Source organism: Pseudonocardia cypriaca (assembly GCF_006717045.1).
Lineage (GTDB): Bacteria > Actinomycetota > Actinomycetes > Mycobacteriales > Pseudonocardiaceae > Pseudonocardia > Pseudonocardia cypriaca.
This window is the reverse complement of record NZ_VFPH01000001.1, coordinates 3,646,243-3,667,021: the sequence shown is the minus strand read 5'-3', so window position 1 is coordinate 3,667,021 and position 20,779 is coordinate 3,646,243. Positions and strand designations below refer to the sequence as shown.

The following is a 20,779-nucleotide window of genomic DNA, read 5'->3' as shown; positions in this document are numbered from 1 at the left end:
AGGGTCACGCGGGTCGTGCGGTGGTGCGTTCCTGCTTCACCAGCTGCCGGTGCGCACGGGCGCGGTCTGCCGCGTCGGCGGCGAGTTGGGCGTCGCCGGTGGTGTTCCAGCCGATCCCGGCCAGGGTGAGCTGGCAGACGATCAACGTGGTGTCATCGTCGTGTTCGTGTTGGTGCTCGAGGCGGTCGGTGTGGCGGCGGCGCCAGTCGGTGTGCTGGTGGCGGTGCCAGGCCCGGCGCTGCGCGCGGAGGGCTTTGTGGGTGGTGGAGTAGCGGCGGGATTTGGTGGCGAAGTGGCCGCCGAAGCCGAGCATGTGGGTCCAGCGGCGGAGCCGGCCCCAGGTGGCGTGCCATTCCGCTTGTTGTTCGTCGGTGGTCCAGTCCTGGGGCAGGGTGCCGAGCTGGAAGGCGTAGGCGACGAGACGTCCGAGGTGGGTGTGGGCGTCGCTGTAGTGCTCGGCAGCCTCAGCCGTCATGCGGCCGGTGGGCGGGAGGCCGGTGGTTTCGGTGGCCTTGGTCGCGTACTTCGCAAGATAGGCGGCGACGGCCTCTGAGGTGATCTGTCCGGTGCCGAGGTTCCCGACGGGGCGGACGTCGAGTTGGGATCCCCAGTGCATGGGCCAGGTGTGGCCGGTGTCCGCATACGGGATGGTGTCGAACCCGGTGGACTGTGCGGCGGCGGCGACGAGCTCGGCGAGGTCCTGTGCGGTGATGTCCGCTGGCGGGGCGAGTATGGCATCCGGGTCCCCGACCGGGCCGCGCTTCGGGTCGGTGTTCGGGCGGACGTCGAGCCGGATGAGGGCGTGGAAGTGAACGACTCCGCGGCGTTGGTATTCGGCGACCTTGCCGTAGGAGACCCGTAGCCGGATCCCGTAGGCATGCTCGTACGGCCGGAGGTTGCGACCGAGTCGGATCATGGTGCGGCGCCAGAGTTCGCCGGCCCAGGCGTTCCAGACAACGTGGTGAGCGTGGTCGTAGCAGTCCAGGCACAACGGCCGGCCCAACGAGGGGTGGTTGTCGGTGTGGCGGGCGGTGCAGACCAGGAGCCTCCCGTGCGGGCAGCGGGTGGCGGAGCGGCGCATGTGGCAGGGGGCGACCTTGCCCGTCTTGGGATTGACCCGGCGGGAGTGGACCGGCCCGAACGAGGGCGCAGTGAGGGTGGCGAACACGGCCGGATGCCCGGCCACAGATGACGGGACGCCCTTGCCTCCGGTGAGGCCGGCTTTGATGAGTTGGTAGGTGTCGGCGCGGTAGGTCTCGGCGCAGGGTGGGCAGACCGAGGCGCGGCGGTCCCCGCAGGGCACATAGAGCACCCCATCGGGCATGTCCGAGGCGGTGTGGCGGGTGTCGAGGATGCGGCCGGTGGCGCGTTCGACGGTGTCGATGGAGCCGGTGAGGCGGACGGGTCGGCGGCAGCCCCGGGTGCTGGCGGTGTGGGCGAGCCAGCGGTTGAGGTGGTCAGAGCTCGCGCGGCGTAGCAGTTTCCGCTCATGCAGGGACAGAGCTTGAGTGGTGGGCATGGGCGGCTACCAGGGGATGGCGGGGAAGTAGGTGCCGAAGTAGTCACGGGCGATCTGCTCGGCGCGGGCGCGGACGGCGGCCACGTCGGTGGGGGTGCGGCCGCGGGTCCAGGCGGTGAGGTCGCCGTTGAACCGCATGTGCGCGTCGATCGCCGTGAGGGGGTCGACCACCTGGATGGCGAGGGTGTCGCCGAAGTTGGTCAGGTGCGCGGCGAGGGCGTAGACGATCTCGCGGGCGGTCAGGCTGTAGGTCTCGGCGCGCAGGAACGCGGCTTCCCCACGGGCGTTCGGCACCGCGGTGGTGCTTGCGCTGGCGGTGGTCGTGGTCGGGATGGCGGGGGTGTCGAGGGTGGCGGTCATGGGGTTCTCCTTGCTGGTGGTTGGTGGTTGGCGGTCACCACCACCCCCGGACTCCCTGATCACGTGGGCGTGTGGGGTGGGCCGGGGGTGGGGGTCGCCGTCAACGACCGAAGGTGTGTGGCTCTTCGACCGTCGGTAGGTCTGCGAGGGTGGCGGTTTCGTGGTGATCACAGTCGTGGCAGAAGCGGAACAGTCCGCAGCCGTAGAGGGCGTGATCCGGGACGCGCCCTTGGCAGGCGCAGGGATGCCAGGGGCTGTAGTCGTGCCCGTCGCGGGCGCAGTGGATGGCTGCGGTGCAGCGGTGGCAGCGTGGTTCCCCGTCTTCGGTGAGGGTCCAGCCGTGTTCGGTGATGTAGCCGATGGCCTCATCAGGGGTGTCGAAATGGACGACGTAGTCGGCGCCGGTTTCGTCGAACGTGACGTGGCAGGTATCGCAGGTGACGATGTAGCAGCGGCTGTGTTCGATGCTCATGGTCAGGTCTCCACAAGCATGGGTTCGGCCGACCGGTAGCCGGTGCGGGTCATGACCGCACAGAGCGGTTCGCCGTCCCAATGGGAGTGCGGTGGTGGAGATCCCCACGCGGGGGTCCATTCCCGGGGTGGCTTCATGGCTGCAAGTTCGTGGCATGCGGAGCAGACCAGGATGAATCGCTGGGCTTCGGTCGGAAGCTGGGTGTTGGTCATGGGGTGAACTCCGTTTCGAAGAGGGTGGGTTGGTTTTGGCAGGACAGGCAGTACCGGTCACCTTCGGCGGTGTTGGTGATGAGCTGTCGGCAGCTTTCGCAGCGGCGGCGGTGCCCGGTGCGGCAGTTCGGGCAGTGTGGGAGGCCGGTGTGGTCGTCAATGAACGGTTCGGCGCAGTCGGGGCAGCGGCGGATGCCGGGTGCCCGTGATTTGCGGCCGGTTTTGACGAGCATCAGGTTGTGCTGCAGGTAGTCGTCGTGGACGTACTGCGGTGTGGTGGTCATGAGGGTTCGCCTCCCCAGCGTTGCTGGGCGGCTTGGCGGGTGATGCCGAGCCGGGTGGCGATGTCGGCCCAGGAGAAGCCGGCGGCGCGTAGGCCGGTGATGGCCTGCTGGAGGGCGGTGTTGATGTCGTCGGCGAGGCCGGCCAGGGTGGCGAGGCCTTCGATGTCGCCGCGGGCGATGCGTCGACCGTGGGCGGCGATGACGCGGCGGGTGAAGGCGGCGTAGTCGTCGTTCTCCACCACGTTCCGGCGGGCCCGGGTGGTCCGACCAGGACGGGACCGGTTGGGTCGGTTTGGTGTCAAGGCTGGGTTGACGGTCGGGGCGCTCATCGGATGGCCCGCAGGTGAGCGGAGGGCCGGACCGTCACGGAGACTCTGGGAGCCCGTGAGGTGGTCACGGAATCCGTGCTGGTCGCATCGGCGATCCGGACGAGGATTCCGAGCGCGGCCAGGACCACGAGTGCGGTCACGATCAGGGTGAACATGGGCAGACTCCTCCTGTGATCCGAATAGCGGGTGCTATCCGGGATGGTTCTTGCTGGTGTGGGTTATGCGGCGGGGTCGATGCCGCGAATACGCAGTGCGGTGGTGATGACCGCTTCGATCTGTGCGTCGGTCAGGTAGGCGGCCTTGAATCGGCGTGGGAGGCCGCCTTCGGCGAGGATCCATCCGACCCCGATGTCTTCCGGGCGGATGTTCTTAGCGGAATAGCCTTCCTTGGCCCAACCCTGGGACAAGATGATGTCCGAGCTGGAGTCGGTGGTACAGCGGAAGGCGACCCGAAACCCGAACAGGTCCCGCAGCGAGGTCGGGATGATGTCGGCCGACGGCCGCTGGGTGGCACCGACGACGATGATTCCGGCGGCCCGACCCCGGGCGACGAGGTCACGGACCAGGTTGCGGAACTCGTCCTGTTCTTCCTTGGTGCCGATCGTGGCGGTGAAGTAGGCGATCTCGTCGATCACGCACAGGATCGTGTCCAGACCATCGGTGTCGACGATCTTGCGGCGCTTGACGGCGTCGAGCTGCCGGTAGCGCAGGTCCATCTCGGCCTGGAGCTCGCGGAGCTTGTCCAGGGCGTGGCGGATGTTGTTGCCGACGAACACGTCGGCCACCGAACGCCACAAGCCGAGTTCGACGATCTTGCCGTCGAACAGCCACAGCTTCACGTCCGAAGCTAGGGCGGCGTGGGCGATGATGGTGTTGAGCAGGCTGGACTTGCCGGAGCCGGGTTCGCCTCCGATGAGCAGGTTGCGGTACATCAGGGTGACCTCCACGGGGAGGCCGTTCTCGTCAATCCCGAAGTGGATCGGGCTGTAGATCGACAGCGGTTGGCAGGTGCGGCGGGTGCGCCGGCGGCGGTGTGGGCGGGTCATCGTGATCGTGTCCTTCATGCGTGTCGTGGTGTCGTTGGTGTTCTCCTTGCTGGCGGAGAAGCGGGGTGCGAGCGCGGTTCCCCTGTCGGGGTGCGTGGTCCTCGCATCCCGTTCCCCGTCCGATGTGGACGATCAGACGAGTTCTGCCCGTATGGGCGAGTGGTGTGGCTAGACGTAGTCGCTGACGTCCACGCCTCCGAACCCGGTCACGGATGGTTCGGAGTCGCTTGCGCTACCGGCCGGTGTGGTGGCCGGGGTCTTGCCGGTGTTGCGCGGGCCCGAGCCGTTGGTGCTGGTGCCGTTGCGGGTGGCTTGCACGGTCGGGAAGTCCGCGGGTGCGTTGGGCTGCAGGGTGGAGCGGTCCGGGAGCGGCGCAGTGGCACCGTTCCTGGAGCGCGGTGACGTGTCGTCCCCGTCGAGGTCGTCCAGGACGGCGGGGGTGAGCACGGTGCGGGCCGCGAGCGGGTCACGTCGAATCACGTCGACGACCACCAGTGCGGCCTGATGGCGAGTGGGCGCGATGCGGACCTCGTGGGCCCAGCAGGCGGCGGCGAGGCGGAGCGTGTCAGATGGTCTGTGTAACAAGATCCTCTTGAGTTGAGGAGTACACAGATGACCATGACCGGTGAGCCACGGGCTGGCCATCCTCTCGGCGCCGACGATGATGCCGGGCCGGTGACCGCGCGGGACGCGGTGAACAGCATGATCGAGGCCGGCCTGCTGGATCAGCTCATGTCCCAGGTCGATGCGGGCGAGCTCGCCTTGACCGGCGATGGTGGTTTCCTCCCGGAGATGATCAAAGCGGTGCTCGAACGCGGCTTGGCGGTCGAGCAGACCGCGCACCTGGGCTACGAGAAAGGCGACCCGGCCGGGCGTGGGACGCCGAACTCGCGCAACGGCACCAGCCCGAAGACGGTGGCCACCGAGGTCGGCGACGTGGCCCTGGACGTTCCGCGGGACCGGTCTGGCACGTTCGAACCGCGCCTGGTGCCGAAGGGTTCGCGGCGCACCGGCGGCCTGGATGAGATGATCATCTCGCTGTATGCGGGTGGGATGACCGTGCGCGACATCGCCCACCACCTGCAGCGCACGATCGGCACCGAGCTGTCCCACGACACCATCTCCAAGATCACCGACTCGGTGTTGGAGGAGGTGAAGGCCTGGCAGTCCCGCCCGCTGGAGGAGATCTACCCGATCGTCTACCTGGACGCGCTGGTGATCAAAGTGCGGGACGGGCACCAGGTCCGCAACCGGTCCGCGCACCTGGCCGTCGGGGTCGACCTCGACGGCGTCAAGCACGTGCTCGGGATCTGGGTGCAGGCAGCCGAGGGGGCGAAGTTCTGGGCCGGGGTGTGCGCCGAGCTGCGCAACCGCGGCGTGCGGGACGTGCTGATCGTGTGTTGCGACGGGCTGAGCGGATTCCCCGAGGCCATCGAAGCGACCTGGCCGCAGAGCATCGTGCAGACCTGCACGGTGCACCTGCTGCGCGCGGCGATGCGGTTCGTCTCCTACGCCGACCGCAAGAAGGTCGCCGCGGCGCTGCGGCCGATCTACACCGCCCCCACCGACGAGATCGCCCGCACCGAGTTGGACAGCTTCGCCAGCTCCAGCCTCGGCAAGAAGTACCCGGCCGCCGTGGCGACCTGGGTGAACGCCTGGGAGCGGTTCATCCCGTTCCTGGCGTTCCCACCCGAGCTCCGGAAGATCATCTACACGACGAACGCGATCGAGTCGCTGAACTACCAACTTCGGAAGATCATCAAGAACCGGGGGCACTTCCCGAACGACGACGCCGCGATCAAGTTGCTGTGGCTGGCGATCCGCGACATTGAGGACAAACGCGCCCGCGCCCGGGCGAAGGAGAAGGGCCTACCAGCCAACGAACGCAAGGCCCCGGGCCGGCTGGTCGAAGGCGCCGTCGTCCAGGGCTGGAAACAGGCCCTCGGCTCGCTCGCCCTGGCCTACCCCGAGCGCATCAACCCCTACCTGACCTGACCGATTCCTAGATCGACTTACACAGACTTCTTGACAGGCCCGCGAGGCGTTCACCGTCGTCTTCGATGTCCTTGACGGAAAGGCCGGCCGGGAGCCACACTCGGACTCGTTCCCCCACGGGGGAGGGCCGGGACCACAGCAGGAACGGCATTCTGCCGTCGAGGGTCATCGTGCGGGACTGCACAAAGCAGGACCGCATCCGGTGCCGGGTGATGACACACCAGACCCGGCGAATCAGGAACCGGCGGGATGCCGGGATCACGAGCAGAACCGTGAACCCCCCGAGCATGATCAGTAGTGCGAGGTGTGGGGGTTCGAGCCACGGTGGCTCGTCAACCATGACCGGTGCCGCCTCCGGCGGCGTGCCGGTGTCCTCAGGCGTAGGCGTGAGCCAGGCCTGGAGTTGGACGAACACGACCAGCAGGGTCGTGGCGATGATGATTTCCGCGCGGGCGCGGACGAGGAACCCCAGTACCCGCCAGGCCAAGTGCCGTTCGGGTTGGGTGAAGAACTCGATCGCAGGGGTCAGGGCGTGTGCCTTGTTGGTGCGGCCGGAACGACCCGGTCGTGCACTGCCACGCGAGCGTGTACGTGCCATGATGGATGCCTCACTCTCAAAGCCTTGTTGGTGTGGTGAGTGGGAACAGAGGTGGACGCGGGGCCGCACATCGGCCTGGTAACCGGCGGTCCCGTGTCCACCGCTGCCCTACATGCAGGACGATCTGTCAGAACGGAATCGGGCCGTTCTGCTCGTCCTCGATCAGCAGCCGGTAGGACACCGCTGCCTTCAGCTGGCCCAGATGGGTCAGGGCGATCTCCAGACACTCGGCCGCATCGACCAGGTGCCCGTAACGGACCCCGAGGGTCACCTTCTTGTCGTAGAAGTCGAACAAGCTCACGAACTTGTCAGCTTCACGAACCGAGGCGAGCACGACATCACTCAGCGAATGAGCGATCGTGTCATGCACCTTCTGCGTGCTGGCATCAGGCCGGTACTGGTCGGCCTTCCGCTCAGCGGATTCCGGCATGGTCGCCGGCTTGCCATTGGTCTCGGCCATGCGACTACTACCTTCCGTGGACCAGAGGTCCGGTAGATGGTCAGCTGGCCTTCGGAGCCGGAGCGGCCCCGTTGCTGGTCGGAACGATGGAATCGGCACGAAACGCCACCCGAGAGTTTCCGTTCTGCACCCACGGCATCGCCTGCAGACCCTGAACGGACACGTACTGACCCTGGGAAACCTTCGGAGCCTCAGCGAGGGCGACGGTCACCAGAATCGTCTCAACAGTCCCGTCTGACCAGGCCACAAGGTTCGCGGCCCACAGGGGCAGGTTCGTACCACCACTCTTGTCCCGACGCTGGTTACCGTCCTTGTCCAGACGCGGCGTGAACTCGCCACCGAGCTGGAACTTCGTGTTGGACGTGTCGAGGATGAGCTTCATGACTGCTGTGCTCCCTTTGGATCAACTTGCAGGTTGTGCGCCTCCGGTCGGGGACGCACTACAAGGAGACCATCGGAGGACCACGTGCCCCAGGTCGCGAAACCCCAATAGTTACCCCTCGCGCGACCTCAACCAAAACCCCCCGCAGCAACCACTGTCCCCGCTACACTCAGATCACCCGCCCAGGAGCGACCGGAGAGCGACCACATGGCCCGCCCGAAGCGTGTTCCCTTCAGTCCCCACCTGCGTGAATACCGGCTTCAGCATGGCACCCAGGAGGAGGTTGCCGAACGGATCGGCATCACAGCTGAGATGGTCCGTCGACACGAACGTGGCATCTCCCGCCCGAGCCCTGTCTACCAACGCGCGTACAAGGAGCTCTACCTTGCTTCCGAGGTAGAACTCGGTCTACGTCCTGATCCGCACCGTAACGAGCCGGACAGGACAGCCGGCACTGCACCAAATCGCGACCCGGCCACGCTCCGCTCCGGCCCACTTGAACTGCGAATGGCCACGTTCTTGGGCAATGATGACCTGGCCGACATCAAGAGTTCAATGCAGGCAATGGTGTCTCTGGATAACCGCCACGGGGGCGCCGAACTCACACGTCTTGGCGGGCGCCTCTTTCGCTCTCTCCATGAAAGCATCGGCACGGGTGCGCATCAGCCCAGCATTCGCAAAGACCTCATCGCCACGGCCGGTGAACTCGCCGAGATCACTGGATGGCTTGCTTATGATGCGGACGAGCATGATCTTGTTCGCCGCATGAATCAGGAAGCGCTATATTTTACGCGTCTGGCTGGCGATACGAGCATCGAGCTTCTTACTCTGCAGAATGCAAGCATGCATGCTGGGTTCCTCAATCGCCCCCACGAAGCTCTTGATATCGCGAACTCGGTTCTTGACGGTTCATATCATCTGACTCCACGCGTGCGGGCGCTCTTCTTGATCCGCAAGGCGCGTGCCCTGGCGCAGGGCGGCGACGCATCGGCCCTGCAGCTCATCAAAGAGGCTCGTTCCCTGTACGAAGACGGAACCAGCGCCACAGATCCCGCTTGGGCATGGTGGATCGACGAGCGCGAGCTTCAGTGGCACGAGGCAATGTGCCGGCAAGCACTCGGGGATACCGGTCAGGCCTTGGATCACTTTGAACTCTCCGTAGAGGCGACGCCTCCACACGAGACGCGAAGCCAATATCTGCATCGAGCCTATCTGCTCAAAGCTCAGACGCTGTCGCGATCATGGGATGCTGCTGCGGAAACAATTAAACAGCTTCGGCCACTCACTCTGCAGGTCGCATCTAACCGCTCAATGCGCATAATTCGCGACGCATTGTCCACGGCCTCCGAAGTAGACGGAAATCGAATCCCCGGGATCATCCACGATGAAGGCGAGCATCTACGTCGCGTACTTGACGACAGCGCGCTATAATTCCACTCATGAACCAAGAGGCCCTGATGGCACTCGCTGATCCATCAAAGGGTCAGTACTTTCTCACTGCGCCCGACAAGCTTGCGCTTATTATTGATGCAGCCGACATTCGACCCGGCGACAAGGTCGTTGAAATTGGTGCCGGAGTCGGTACGATTGCCCAAGCACTACCACGCTCGGCGAGCTTGACGCTAGTCGAGTTCGACGGACGCCTAATCGATTCATTAAAGCAGAATGTCCCTCACGCGGTCGTGCTCAACGCGGACGGTGTGACACTACTGCGGGACGGGGCATTAACCTGCGATGTGATGCTCAGCAATCTTCCCCACGGGATAACCCCGTCATTGATCGCCCTGCTTCCGCACATCGAATTCCGCACTGCGGTGATATCGATGAGCTCAACTGAACCACTGGACGCGCTAGCGGGCGAACTCGAATACTCCCTGCTGACGTCGACGGAGGGCGACGACTTCACGCCTTCGCAGCCAACCCGGTCCATCCTCGTCCGCGTCAACAAGCGCGCAGCAGGGAGGGCCTCGTAGTCACTGCGGTTGCGTGGTGAGAACTTTCTATACGTCTTCAAGCCGTCCCCTGCCGGGGACGGGCCGGACTGCGCCGGACGGCATGCGCGGCCGCTACCTTGCCGCTCCGCTCACGGGCGGCCGTGCGCCTATGGGCCGCCGGCCATGCGCCGGCGATGGGGGAAAGCTGGACTACGGCGAGTAGTGGCCATCCCCGCTGGCCGCACATCGTCTTCCATGATCGCGAGGAGTCAACCCCGCTGCGCGCCCCGATCCCGCCGGTGGGCCGCGCTGGCAAGACATAGGCCGGTTCGGTCCGTGGTCGGGTCGCGGGATCGGGGGTTCCGGGTTGACACCTCGTGATCATGTGAAGAGCGGGCCACGATCGCGGGGATCGGGCGAAGACTGGAATGAGACCCGGGGGAGCCCCTACTCCCACCCAGTACCCGTCTGCCGTCGCAGCTCCCGCACGGCGTACACCATTGCCGCCATTCCAGTCCGGTCAGCAGTCCATGTCGCGCCAACTAGTCGGTGCGGGAGGTCTTGAGACCCCGACTGCTCAAGCGCTAGAGGAACAGAAGGTGACAGATCATGCCCGGCAACTATAAGCGAAGGGAGGTACTTTTCATTCATATTTCCAAATAACTGCATTTCGCCAGAGCCGTCCGGCAATAGGTGGGATGATACGCAGTTCTGGCTAATATACCGTGGGGCGCGCGAAGCGCATCCCCTGCTCGCCTCGGCCATTCTTCTGCGGAAGCGCTGCAAATCCGAAGTATCTGTAATCGCCCTCTCGAGTTGCGCTCGCTCCTCGGCTGTCATTATCGGTTTAGTGACGGAGGGGCTAACGCGGTACACTTCCGTCCCGGTAACGATACACCTAGGCTCGCGGGGACGAAAATGCGAAACAATAAATCTATCTAGCGGTTCGTCGATGTTTCGTCCAGCTGCCCGCTGAAAGTTGGAAATGACCTGCAGATGCGGTACACCCTTCTGGAAGTAGGTCAATGTAAATGTGTGATACCGATACTTGCGAGGCACTGAACGAAGCCAACTACTACCTTCTTTTGCGAGGATCTTCGTAATACCGTTTGGTGTCCTATGTCTACCATCATCATGAGTCAGCATCTCGATGAGCCACTCCGCAGTCTTATGACTGTCGTGCTCCGCTACTCCAGTGTAGCAAAGGAGTCCGGCCCAAGAGGGATACTTTATGACAACCTGCTTCTGGCTGGAATCGTCATAATCTCTTCGGTTGCCGTTTGACCGAAATAGCTTGAAATCAGAGGTCTGCCCAATCAGCCACGATGACACGACTGTAATATTGAGGGTCACGCCCGGAATCCGCCTCCATCGCTTCCCGAAAGGTAGAGAGAGTCTATGCGAAGCTGCATCGCCACAAGTTCGGGCTGGGGGCGCCGGTGCGCCCAAGATCAAGCCGTCCTCAGGCCCGTGGGACGCCCACGGACCGATCAACGCCGACAGCCAGCGCTAACGTATACGCACGCAGGTCAGCGGATCACACGCAGCGATCATGCCTGGTCAGCCCCCCTACCTGGGCAGACAGTTCGTGATCATCTAAAGGACCCGGCCAGGATCGCGGTGATGAGCCGAGCGGACTGCCTTGCCGACGCATGATAGGTACCTCTGTCACATTGGAACTAATTCGTTGGATCAGTTAGATTGTCGGAATCCGCTGCCTCTCGCACATTCTCGACGAACTTCTCTGCTGCATCCTGTTCGCGCTCCTTGGATCTGCTTCCCCAGACAGCGCGAGTTGGAGCGTACATATTGTTCTCAAGCGACTCAGTTATCTCTTGTTCTCCATAATACGAAATCCTTCCGAAGCGCTTTCGGAAGTATGCATACTTAGCTCGGATAGATCCATCTGAGGTTTCTGCATAAACCTCAAGAGCTTCCAATCGGTCGGGCACCTCGGCCGGTGGAAGTACGACGCCTTGATCATCAAGAGTGACCTTTGATTGCCAGATCTCGCCGATCGTAATGACTCCGTCTGCTCCGGTCATCAGTACGGCCTTCGCGAGATCTCTGGCGTATACATATTTATCCGCCCGGTCCGAAAATAGAGTTTGCCTGACATCGATGAGCTCTGTGCCGCGGTAGAGCATTGTTATGTGGCTGTGGGTCTTGTCTTTCGATAGGACATTCTTCGCTTGCGTAAAGATCGGGTCGACTAGATCGATTACAGACTGCGGCTGCGCCGCATCAATAAGTTCCGGTAGCTGAGTCTTGTATCGGCGGACTGCCGTGCTTCGAAAGTTGCCTATCTCGGCAATTCCTCGGCCCATTACAGTAACTAGAGAGCCATCAGTGACGCGGTAATGTGCCGTACGAACGTCAAGCGTTGTAACCATGCAAGGCAATCGACCCTCGTGCAGAAGGCGTGCAGTGCCTGCGCTTGCACCCCCTTTTCGCTGATGTGCATCGGCCAGAAGATTGGCTAGAACGCCATAGCAATGCGCTAGCGCGTCCAGTAGTTCATAATTCGACAGTGCCTTATCGACCCAGCGCCGTTCAGCAAGTATGAGCTTGCTGGCGAGTGCCCTTTCAGGAAGCCCTGATAGATACGTTGCATACTCACTCGGCATCGTTCTTGGCGGAACAATCTTAACGGTTTCAGCTTCGGTATCCCGACTCAGCATGCTCTCGTCGAACGCGTCGGCCATGTGGTAATAGCTCTCCACTAAGCGGAGACGGGCAGTCGAATGGAGGTCTAGATCTCCAGACTTGACAACACGATTGCGAGATTTGACGAGCCACCTCATCAATGGATCGTCCTTCATCTGTTGCTGCCACGCGGGGTACCACGTGACAAAGTCGGGAACTAGGTCGTGTTCCTTCTGTAGGACCCAGGTTACATTGCGCAAAGCCTGCAAACATGCATTCAAATTGACTTGAAACTCTTGCGGGTTGTCGTAAGAGGAAAGACATCCGTGCCACCAGCGATGGCCTTCATGTAGCCGCTTGTGTGCAGTCGGTGTTGGGCACCCATCCTCTACTGAGGTGTCATTCTCCGGCCGAGACTCGTTCACGGTGAAGACGTCGCGGTGCGGCCGCCAGCGTTACGTCGTCGATGCCGGAGTAGCACTAGACACCGCGTGCGGTCCGCATGCTGTTCGTTGCAACCAACTACTACAGCCAACTGCAGGGGGAGTCGGTCGGCGCGTCGGCTAGACATGGGTGTGGCGCGCAGTCGAGGCCTTACAAGGTGGGGACCAGAGCCGGGGACCACACGTCCTGCACGGGAGCAGACAGTGCCCACCTCGCACGTCCGTCCGAACGGGCATCGCAGCCCGCAGAGCAGCAGTTGCGCCTAGCTCGCCGTCCTGGCAGTCAAGGCCAGCTTCGCCAGATAGATCATCTCGCGGGGCACACGGGGGGCACGGGAGCCCACAACAAGCTGGTGAACACCGCCAACTGCTGAAAGGCGTAGTCGCTGGTCAGGGCGGTGCTGCGACCAATGCCCAGGATCAAGCCATGGTCCGGCTTACAGGCAGCACCGAAGGTCGGGGTTGACAGCTGACAGCGACAGCAACGGTCCCTGGGCAGCGCAAACTCCTACGGGCGTGGGCTGTCGGGCAGTGCGACGTCAGAGCCCTCGGCGGACTGCTGCAGACGGATCAGCGGAGATCTACGGTCAGGGGGTGTCGACCGTGTACGACCTCGTCCTCAGCGGCGGCCGGGTGATCGACCCCGAGTCCGGCCTCGATTCGGTCCGCGACGTCGGGATCTCCGGCGGTGCCGTCCGGGAGGTCAGCGAGCAGCCCCTTCCCGGAGCCACCACCGTCGACGCCACGGGGCTCGTCGTGTGCCCGGGGTTCGTCGACCTGCACAGCCACAGCCAGGACATCCCGGGCCAGCGGCTGCAGGCGCTCGACGGGGTCACCACCGCGCTCGAGCTCGAGGCGGGCGCCCTGCCGGTGGACCAGGCCTACCGCCGGGCCGCCGCCGAGGGGCGGCCGGTCAACTACGGCTTCTCGACGTCGTGGGCGGCCGCCCGCATGCACGTCCTAGCCGGCGCGCCCGCGGTCGGTGACCTCGACCAGCTGCTCGTCCACGTCGCCGACCCGCGCTGGCAGGCCGCGGCCCCGCCCGCGGACGTCGAGCGCATCCTGGCGCTTCTCGAGGCCGACCTGGCGGCGGGCGCGCTCGGGATCGGTGTGCTCGTCGGGTACGCGCCGGGCACCGATCCCGCCGAGTACCTCGCCGTCGCGGCGCTGGCCGCGCGGCACGGCGTGCCGACCTACACCCACGCCCGGGACCTGGTGGAGGCCGACCCGCACGTCGCGGTCGACGGGGCGGAGGAGATCGTGCGCGCGGCGGGCGAGACCGGTGCGCACATGCACTACTGCCACCTCAACAGCACGTCGGGCCGGCACGTGGACCGCGTGCTGGCCCTGGTGGAGCGGGTCCGCGGCGAGGGCTCGGCGGTCACCACGGAGGCCTACCCGTACGGCGCCGGGATGACCGGGATCGGGGCCGCGTTCCTCGCGCCTGCTGCACCGGCGCGGCCTCACCCCGAGCTCCATCGGCCACCTCGCCCTCGGCAGGCGCATCGCCGACGCCGACGAGCTGCGCCGGGTGCGCGCGGAGGATCCGGGCGCGCTCGCCTTCGTGCACCAGGTCGACGAGTCCGACCCGGCCGCGTTCGGCGTCGTGCAGCGGGCGCTCGCCTTCCCGGACGCCGCGGTGGCGAGCGACGCGATCGCGCCCCAGTGGACGGCGGGCCCGCGCGACCCGCTGGCCTGGCCGCTTCCGCCCCGGGTCGCGACCCACCCGCGCACAGCCGGAACGTTCGCCCGCACCCTGCGGCTGCTCGTGCGCGAGCAAGGGGCGCTGAGCCTGCCGGAGGCCGTGCGCCGCTGCACGCTCGTGCCGGCGCGGATCGTGCAGCCGGCGGCGCCCGCGATGCGCCGCAAGGGGCGGCTGCAGCCGGGGAGCGACGCCGACGTCACGATCTTCGACCCGGACACCGTGTCCGACCGGTCGACCTACACCGACACCACCCGCCCGTCGGAGGGCATCCGGCACGTCCTGGTCGGGGGCCGGTTCGTGGTGCGCGACGGCGTGCTCGACACCGGCGCGCTGCCGGGCCGGGCCGTCCGCGGCGCGTGAGGGGAGCTACTGCAGGAGGGGGTGCAGCGCCCAGAACGAGAGTGCGGCGGCCAAGGCGGCCATCGGGATCGTGAGCACCCACGCCACGACGATGTTGCCCGCCACACCCCACCGCACCGCGGAGAGCCGCTTCGTGGCGCCGACGCCGAGGATCGACGAGGTGATGGTCTGCGTGGTCGAGATCGGGGCGGCGAACGCGAAGGCGGTGGTGTAGAGCACCGCCGACGCCGTCATCTCCGCGGCGAACCCGCGAGGCGGGTCGAGGTCGATGATCCGCCGCCCGAGCGTCCGCATGATCCGCCAGCCGCCGGCGTAGGTGCCGGCCGACAGCGCACCCGCCGCGAGCAGGACCACCCACCACGGCACCTCGAAGCCCTGGTGGTAGCCGCCGACGACGAGCGCCAGCACGATCACGCCCATCGTCTTCTGGGCGTCCTGCAGGCCGTGTCCGAGGGCCATCGCGGCGGCCGAGAGGGTTTGGGCGTAGCGGAAGCCGCGGCTGAGCCGCTGCGGGTAGGCCCTCCGGAAGGTCCACAGCAACGCGGTCATCAGCAGCCCGGCGAGCAGGAAGCCCACCATCGGTGACAGCACCATCGGGATGACGACCTTGTCCAGCACGCCGCTCCAGTGCACCGTGCCCGCCGCGGCGAGCGCGGCGCCCACGAGCCCGCCGATCAGCGCGTGCGACGACGAGGACGGCATGCCGAACCACCACGTGATGAGGTTCCACACGATCGCACCGACGAGGGCCGCGAGCACCACGACGAGGCCCGAGATCCCCTGCGGTGGGTCGATGATGCCGCTGCCGACCGTGGAGGCGACCGCGGTGCCGAGGAACGCACCGACCAGGTTCATCAGCGCGGCCATGATCAGCGCGGCGCGGGGGGTGAGGGCCCGCGTGGCGACGGAGGTCGCGATGGCGTTGGCGGCGTCGTGGAAGCCGTTGGTGTAGTCGAACGCGACGGCCATCACGATCACCACGATGATCGTGGCGAGCTCCACTCAGGACTCCTTGACGGCGATGCTCTCGACGGTGTTGGCCACCGTCTCGAACGCGTCGGCCGCTTCCTCGAGGGAGTCGATGACCTCCTTGATCTTGAGGATCGTCAGCACGCCTGCCGCGTCCACGTCGCCGGGCGGGCAGAGCAGCTCCTCGAGGAGGGCGCGGTAGGCGACGTCGCCCTCGTCCTCGAGGGAGTTGACGTGCACCCAGTACTCCTGCAGCTTCGACATCGTCACGAGCTGCGGCATCGCCTCGGCGGTCGCGGCGGCCGCGCGCTGCAGGACGTCGGTCTGGGTCTTCATGCCGGCCGGCAGGTCGCCGAGCCGGTAGAGCACGATCCGGTCGGCGGCCTCCTCCATCGCGTCGATCACGTCGTCGAGCGACGAGGTGAGGCGGTAGATGTCCTCGCGGTCGAACGGGGTCACGAACGTCTTGTTGAGCTTCACCAGGATCTCGTGGGTGAGCGCGTCGCCCGCGTTCTCGGCATCCTTCACCCGCCTGGCGAGCTCGGCCCGCTCGGAGGGCGGCGCGGCCACGAGTGCCGCGAGGTCGTCGGCTGCACGGGCGATGTTCTCCGCGGCCCGGGTGAACAGCGGGTAGAAGCCCCGTTCATGTGGCGTCAACCTGAGTGCCATCCGCAGGTTCTACTCCATCCGGGGCAGATCAGCAGGGTGGCGCGGCCGTACGGGGCAGGACACCATCGGTGTATGACGGTGGTCTTCGTGCACGGCGTCCCCGAGACGAGCGCGGTCTGGACGGGCGTGCGCGCCCACCTCGGCGGCGACACGGTCGCCCTCGACCTGCCCGGCTTCGGCACACCCCGGCCGGCCGGTTTCGGCGCGACGAAGGACGAGTACGCGCGGTGGCTGGCCGACGCGCTGCGCGGGCTCGACGGGCCGCTCGACCTGGTCGGGCACGACTGGGGAGCCGGCTTCGTCGTGCGCGTGGCCACGGCACACGACGTCCCGCTGCGCAGCTGGGCCGTGGACGTGGCCGCGGTGTTCCACCCGGACTACGTCTGGCACGACATCGCGCAGGTGTGGCAGACCCCGGGCGCCGGGGAGGAGTGGACGGGGGCCACGGCGGCCGCCGGACCCGCCGGGCGCACGGGGTTCCTGCAGGGCGCGGGTGTGCCGGAGGCCGATGCCGCCGTGATGGCCGCGGCCTACGACGAGACGATGGGCGGCTGCATCCTCGACCTGTACCGGTCGGCCGTGCCCAACCCGTACGCCGACTGGGGCCGGGAGCTCACCGGGCCCGCCCCGGCGCCGGGTCTCGTCCTGCAACCGACCGCCGACCCGTTCGACGACCCGGACCGGTCCGCGGAGGTCGCCGCCCGGCTCGGTGCTCGCACGGAGCGGCTGGAAGGCCTCGGCCACTGGTGGATGGCGCAGGACCCGGCGGCGGCTGCGGATGCGCTGCGTTCGTTCTGGGGTTCCTTGCGCGCGGCCTAGGAGTACTCCGCTGCCGCGTCGAGCAGCCAGTCCGCCAGGTAGCGCGCGAACGAGGTGCGGACGAGGACCTCGTACTCGGCGTCGTCCAGGGCGAGCAGTACCACCCCGGCCAGTCCGAGCAGGGTCTGCGCAGCCGAGCCCGCCGGGAACGCCCGTGGGTGCAGGTCGAGGGCGCAACCGGTGGCGAGCACGGCGCGTACGTGCTCGCCCGCGAGGTGCAGGGTGGTGCGCTGGCCGGACACGTCGACCACGACGTCCGCGCCCGGCAGGTCCCCGGGCGAACCGGTGACCAGCCACTCGTCCGGCCCCAGCCAGATCGCCCGCCCGCCACCGCGGCCCGCCCAGGTGTTCGGCGTGGTCGGTAGCCCGAGCGCGGCTGCGGTGGCCGCGTCGGCGCGGACGTCGGCCATCGGGACGAACGGGTCGGCCGTGATCCGGATGCCCGCGGGAAGCGCGGCGAACCGGTCGGCCCAGGCGTCCAGGGGGCCGGTGCGGGGGAGCGGGTCAGCCGTCACGGCGGGTTCCCTCCGGGTCGACGAACACCGGCGAGGTGACCTCCACCGGAACGGTCGTGCCGCCGACCGGCACGTGCAGGGTCTGTCCGATCCGGTCGCGGCCCCCGCGCACCAGCGCGAGGGCGAAGGTGCGGCCGAGCTCGGCGCTGCGGTAGCTGGACGTGACGTGGCCCAGCATCGGCACGGGCGGCTCGGGCAGCGTCGGTGTGCCGACGAGCTGCGCCCCTTCCGGCAGGAGGAACGCCGGGTCGCGGGGGAGCAGCCCGACCAGGTGCTTGCGCTGCGGGTCCTGGTCGGACGGGCGGGCGAACGAGCGCTTCCCGACGAAGTCGGGCTTCTTCGCCGACACGATCCACTCCATGCCCAGGTCGTGCGGGGTGACCGTGCCGTCGGTGTCCTGGCCGACGATCGGGTAGCCCTTCTCGGCGCGCAGCACGTGCATCGTCTCGGTGCCGTAGGGGGTGATGCCGTGCGGCTCGCCCGCGGCGATCAGCCGGTCCCACACCGCGCGGGCGTGCCAGGCGTCCACGTTCACCTCGAACGCCAGCTCGCCGGAGAAGCTGATCCGGGCCAGCCGCACCGGCACCCCGCCGAGGCCGGTGTCCCGCCAGGTCATGAACGGGAACCCGGCCGCCGACCCGTCGACGTCCGGGAAGACCGCGCCGATCACGTCCCGGGAGCGCGGGCCGACCACGGGGAAGGTCGCCCAGTGGTCGGTGACCGAGGTGAGGCGCACCCGCAGGTGCGGCCACTCGGTCTGCAGCCACTCCTCCATCCAGTCCAGGACCGCGGCGGCCCCGCCGGTGGTGGTGGAGACCAGGAAGCGGTCCTCGGCAAGCCGCATGACGGTGCCGTCGTCGAACACCATCCCGTCGGCCTTGCACATCACGCCGTAGCGGATCCGGCCGACCCGCAGGCTGCTCATCACGTTGGTGTAGAGCCGGTCGAGCAGCTCACCGGCGTCCGGGCCGGCCACGTCGATCATGCCGAGCGTCGACCCGTCCATGATCCCGACGCCCCGCCGGACGGCCGCGCACTCGCGCAGCACCGCCGCCTCCATGTCCTCGCCGGGAAGCGGGTAGTAGCGGGGCCGCTTCCACTGGCCGACGTCCTCGAACACGGCACCGCGCGCGACGTGCCAGTCGTGCACCGGGGTGGTGCGCTCCGGGTCGTACCGCACGCCGCGGTGGCGGCCGGCCAGCGCGGCGAACGCCACCGGCGTGTAGGGCGCGCGGAACGTCGTGGTGCCGAGCGTCGCGACGGGCACGCCGAGCAGCTCGGCCGTGATCCCGGCGGCGACGATGCCGGACGTCTTGCCCTGGTCGTGCGCGGTGCCGATCGTGGTGTACCGCTTGACGTGCTCGATGCTGCGCATCCCTGCGCCGAGGGCGCGGGCGATGTCGGCGACGGTGGCGTCGCGCTGGACGTCGACGAACTGGGCGTGCTCGTCACCGGGCACCCGCCACAGCACTCGTTGCGCGGTGCGTTGTGGCGCGGGTTCCGTTCGGGGGAGCGGGACCGGGTCGACCCCGAGCGCCGTCGCGGCGGCCCGCGCGCCCTCGGCGAGGCAGCCCGCGAGGTCGAGGGTGCCGTTGGCGGCGCCCGCCACGCTGGTGGCTGGCGGGAGCGTGGCCGGCAGGAAGGCGCCGAGCGGCTCGTCGTAGCGCAGGGTCCCGCCGGCCTGGCTCACCAGGTGCACCGCCGGGTTCCAGCCGCCGCTCACCAGCAGCAGGTCGCAGTGCACCGGCTCGCCGTCCACCAGCGCCGCCCGTACGCGCTCCACGCCTGCGGTGCCGGTCACGACGGCGTCCTCCCGCACGGGGATCCCGCGCTCCGCGCACGCCGCCCGCCACTCCGGCGGGGCCGATGGCCGCGCGTCGACCACGGCGGCGACGCGGGCACCGGCATCGGCGAGGTCGACGGCCGCGGCGTACGCGGCGTCGTCGGTGGTGAACACCACCACCTCCCGGCCGGCCAGCACGCCGTACCGGTGCAGGTAGGTGCGGGACGCCCCGGCGAGCATGATCCCCGGGCGGTCGTTGTCGGTGAACACGACGGGCCGCTCGTGCGCCCCGGCGGCGACGAGCACGTGCCGGGCCCGGATCCGCCAGATCCGCTGCCGGGAGACGTTCCGCGGAACGCGGCTCAGGTGATCCGTCCGCCGCTCCAGGGCGAGCACGAAGCCGTCGTCGTAGTGGCCGAAGGCGGTGGTGCGCTGCAGGTGCAGCACGTCCGGGGCGCTCGCCAGCTCCGCGGTCGTGGCGGCGACCCAGTCCAGCGCGGGACGGTCGGTGGCGGCGAGCAGGGCGCCGCCCGCCTCGGACTGCTCGTCCACCAGCACGACCCGCGCCCCGCCCCGGGCGGCGGTGAGCGCCGCCGCGAGACCGGCGGGGCCGGCGCCGACCACGAGCAGGTCGGCGTGGGCGTGCGAGGCGTCGTAGCGGGCGGGGTCGGAGCCGTGGGCGAGGTGGCCGCGACCGCCGATGCTGCTCGCGACCAGGCCGTCGACCAACTCCACGGTGGCCGCCTGCAGCATCGGCTCCGGGAAGGGCCGCTCGATCTGCACGAGCCCGCCGGGGTCCTCGGCCCACGCCGCGCCGATCCCGCGCGGCCGGGCGTACCGCACGCTCGTGCCGATCTCGTGCACGCCCGCGGCGAGCAGCGCCGAGGCGAGCGTGTCGCCGGGGTGGCCGGTGAGTTCGCGCTCGTCGAACGTGAACCGCAGCGTCGTGATGCGGTCGATCCGGCCGCCGGAGGCGGTGCGGAAGGTCTCGGTCAACTAGATCTCCGGGCGGGGCTCGTCGGGGCGGTAGACCGCCTGGAACCGGTAGGTCGCGGTGTCGCGCACCGCGTTGAACCAGCGGCGGCACCCCGCCGCGTGCTGCCAGCGCTCGGCGAACGTGCCCTTCGGGTTGTCGCGGAAGAAGAGGTAGCGCGCCCACTCCTCGTCGGTGAGCGTGGCCGGGTCGGCGGGGTAGGCGACGTGGGCCTGACCGCCGTAGTGGAACTCGACCTCCTCGCGGGGGCCGCACCACGGGCACTCGATCAGCTGCATGCGCCCT

The 20,779-nt window shown here is 67.4% G+C and carries 21 protein-coding genes and 1 pseudogene; 6 read left to right on the top strand and 16 right to left on the bottom strand.

Annotated elements, in window-relative coordinates:
- Nucleotides 1–4: 4 nt before the first annotated feature.
- From FB388_RS17490 to FB388_RS17460, 7 genes are all read right to left on the bottom strand, one after another.
- The gene (locus FB388_RS17490; RefSeq protein ID WP_142102242.1) at nt 5–1,519 is read right to left on the bottom strand and encodes a replication initiator; all 1,515 of its coding nucleotides are present in this window, start codon (nt 1,517–1,519) and stop codon (nt 5–7) included.
- A gap of 6 nt (nt 1,520–1,525) precedes the next feature.
- Complete coding sequence (locus tag FB388_RS17485) at nt 1,526–1,879, bottom strand: hypothetical protein (RefSeq protein ID WP_142102240.1); 354 nt, start codon at nt 1,877–1,879, stop codon at nt 1,526–1,528.
- A 100-nt stretch (nt 1,880–1,979) separates the two neighbouring features.
- The gene (locus FB388_RS17480) at nt 1,980–2,351 is read right to left on the bottom strand and encodes a hypothetical protein (RefSeq protein WP_142102238.1); all 372 of its coding nucleotides are present in this window, start codon (nt 2,349–2,351) and stop codon (nt 1,980–1,982) included.
- A 208-nt stretch (nt 2,352–2,559) separates the two neighbouring features.
- Nucleotides 2,560–2,847 (bottom strand): hypothetical protein, encoded by a 288-nt coding sequence (locus FB388_RS17475; RefSeq protein WP_142102236.1) that lies wholly within the window; start codon nt 2,845–2,847, stop codon nt 2,560–2,562.
- Nucleotides 2,844–3,086: a hypothetical protein gene (locus tag FB388_RS17470; RefSeq protein WP_246122012.1), complete on the bottom strand. Its 243-nt coding sequence runs from the start codon at nt 3,084–3,086 to the stop codon at nt 2,844–2,846. The genes FB388_RS17475 and FB388_RS17470 overlap by 4 nt, the downstream gene beginning before the upstream one ends.
- A 308-nt stretch (nt 3,087–3,394) precedes the next feature.
- Nucleotides 3,395–4,240: an FtsK/SpoIIIE domain-containing protein gene (locus FB388_RS17465; RefSeq protein WP_342787912.1), complete on the bottom strand. Its 846-nt coding sequence runs from the start codon at nt 4,238–4,240 to the stop codon at nt 3,395–3,397.
- Between the two features lie 150 nt (nt 4,241–4,390).
- A complete protein-coding gene (locus FB388_RS17460) occupies nt 4,391–4,702 on the bottom strand; it encodes a hypothetical protein (protein ID WP_142102232.1) in 312 nt (103 codons plus the stop codon).
- A gap of 138 nt (nt 4,703–4,840) precedes the next feature.
- Here FB388_RS17460 and FB388_RS17455 point away from each other — a divergent pair, with 138 nt between their 5' ends.
- Nucleotides 4,841–6,217, top strand: a complete 1,377-nt coding sequence (locus tag FB388_RS17455; protein WP_142102488.1) for an IS256 family transposase — start codon at nt 4,841–4,843, stop codon at nt 6,215–6,217.
- Nucleotides 6,218–6,224: 7 nt separating this feature from the next.
- Here FB388_RS17455 and FB388_RS17450 read toward each other — a convergent pair whose 3' ends face one another.
- The 3 genes from FB388_RS17450 to FB388_RS17440 form a co-directional block, all read right to left on the bottom strand.
- The gene (locus FB388_RS17450; protein WP_142102231.1) at nt 6,225–6,815 is read right to left on the bottom strand and encodes a hypothetical protein; all 591 of its coding nucleotides are present in this window, start codon (nt 6,813–6,815) and stop codon (nt 6,225–6,227) included.
- A gap of 127 nt (nt 6,816–6,942) precedes the next feature.
- The gene (locus FB388_RS17445; protein ID WP_142102228.1) at nt 6,943–7,275 is read right to left on the bottom strand and encodes a hypothetical protein; all 333 of its coding nucleotides are present in this window, start codon (nt 7,273–7,275) and stop codon (nt 6,943–6,945) included.
- 40 nt (nt 7,276–7,315) lie between these two features.
- Nucleotides 7,316–7,657, bottom strand: coding sequence for a hypothetical protein (locus tag FB388_RS17440; RefSeq protein ID WP_142102226.1), 342 nt, complete (start codon nt 7,655–7,657; stop codon nt 7,316–7,318).
- A 207-nt stretch (nt 7,658–7,864) separates the two neighbouring features.
- On the opposite strand from FB388_RS17440, the gene FB388_RS17435 reads away from it, so the two are divergent.
- Nucleotides 7,865–9,088 (top strand): helix-turn-helix domain-containing protein, encoded by a 1,224-nt coding sequence (locus tag FB388_RS17435; RefSeq protein WP_142102224.1) that lies wholly within the window; start codon nt 7,865–7,867, stop codon nt 9,086–9,088.
- 8 nt (nt 9,089–9,096) lie between these two features.
- Nucleotides 9,097–9,630 (top strand): rRNA adenine N-6-methyltransferase family protein, encoded by a 534-nt coding sequence (locus FB388_RS17430; protein WP_142102222.1) that lies wholly within the window; start codon nt 9,097–9,099, stop codon nt 9,628–9,630.
- Between the two features lie 1,640 nt (nt 9,631–11,270).
- Here the strand turns inward: FB388_RS17430 and FB388_RS17425 are convergent.
- On the bottom strand, nt 11,271–12,395 hold the full coding sequence (locus tag FB388_RS17425) for a hypothetical protein (RefSeq protein ID WP_142102220.1): 1,125 nt from the start codon (nt 12,393–12,395) through the stop codon (nt 11,271–11,273).
- Between the two features lie 801 nt (nt 12,396–13,196).
- On the opposite strand from FB388_RS17425, the pseudogene FB388_RS41085 reads away from it, so the two are divergent.
- A pseudogene (locus tag FB388_RS41085) lies at nt 13,197–14,078 on the top strand (amidohydrolase family protein); the annotation flags it as partial.
- 133 nt (nt 14,079–14,211) lie between these two features.
- Nucleotides 14,212–14,745 (top strand): amidohydrolase family protein, encoded by a 534-nt coding sequence (locus FB388_RS41080; protein WP_342787911.1) that lies wholly within the window; start codon nt 14,212–14,214, stop codon nt 14,743–14,745.
- Nucleotides 14,746–14,751: 6 nt separating this feature from the next.
- On the opposite strand, the gene FB388_RS17415 is transcribed toward FB388_RS41080, so the two are convergent.
- Nucleotides 14,752–15,747: an inorganic phosphate transporter gene (locus tag FB388_RS17415; protein ID WP_142102218.1), complete on the bottom strand. Its 996-nt coding sequence runs from the start codon at nt 15,745–15,747 to the stop codon at nt 14,752–14,754.
- On the bottom strand, nt 15,748–16,383 hold the full coding sequence (locus FB388_RS17410; RefSeq protein ID WP_142102216.1) for a DUF47 domain-containing protein: 636 nt from the start codon (nt 16,381–16,383) through the stop codon (nt 15,748–15,750).
- A 72-nt stretch (nt 16,384–16,455) separates the two neighbouring features.
- Between FB388_RS17410 and FB388_RS17405 the strand changes: the two genes are divergently transcribed.
- Nucleotides 16,456–17,202 carry an alpha/beta fold hydrolase gene (locus FB388_RS17405; RefSeq protein ID WP_142102214.1) on the top strand — a complete coding sequence of 249 codons (747 nt, stop codon included), beginning with the start codon at nt 16,456–16,458 and terminating at the stop codon, nt 17,200–17,202.
- On the opposite strand, the gene FB388_RS17400 is transcribed toward FB388_RS17405, so the two are convergent.
- Genes FB388_RS17400 through FB388_RS17390 form a run of 3 tightly spaced genes read right to left on the bottom strand, consistent with a single transcriptional unit; the run spans nt 17,199 to nt 20,772 of the window.
- On the bottom strand, nt 17,199–17,717 hold the full coding sequence (locus tag FB388_RS17400) for a sarcosine oxidase subunit gamma (RefSeq protein ID WP_211361964.1): 519 nt from the start codon (nt 17,715–17,717) through the stop codon (nt 17,199–17,201). The two genes, FB388_RS17405 and FB388_RS17400, sit on opposite strands and share 4 nt — an antisense overlap.
- A complete protein-coding gene (locus FB388_RS17395; RefSeq protein ID WP_142102212.1) occupies nt 17,707–20,496 on the bottom strand; it encodes a 2Fe-2S iron-sulfur cluster-binding protein in 2,790 nt (929 codons plus the stop codon). The genes FB388_RS17400 and FB388_RS17395 overlap by 11 nt, the downstream gene beginning before the upstream one ends.
- Nucleotides 20,497–20,772, bottom strand: a complete 276-nt coding sequence (locus FB388_RS17390) for a sarcosine oxidase subunit delta (protein ID WP_142102210.1) — start codon at nt 20,770–20,772, stop codon at nt 20,497–20,499. It lies immediately after the preceding gene.
- Between the last annotated feature and the right edge of the window lie 7 nt (nt 20,773–20,779).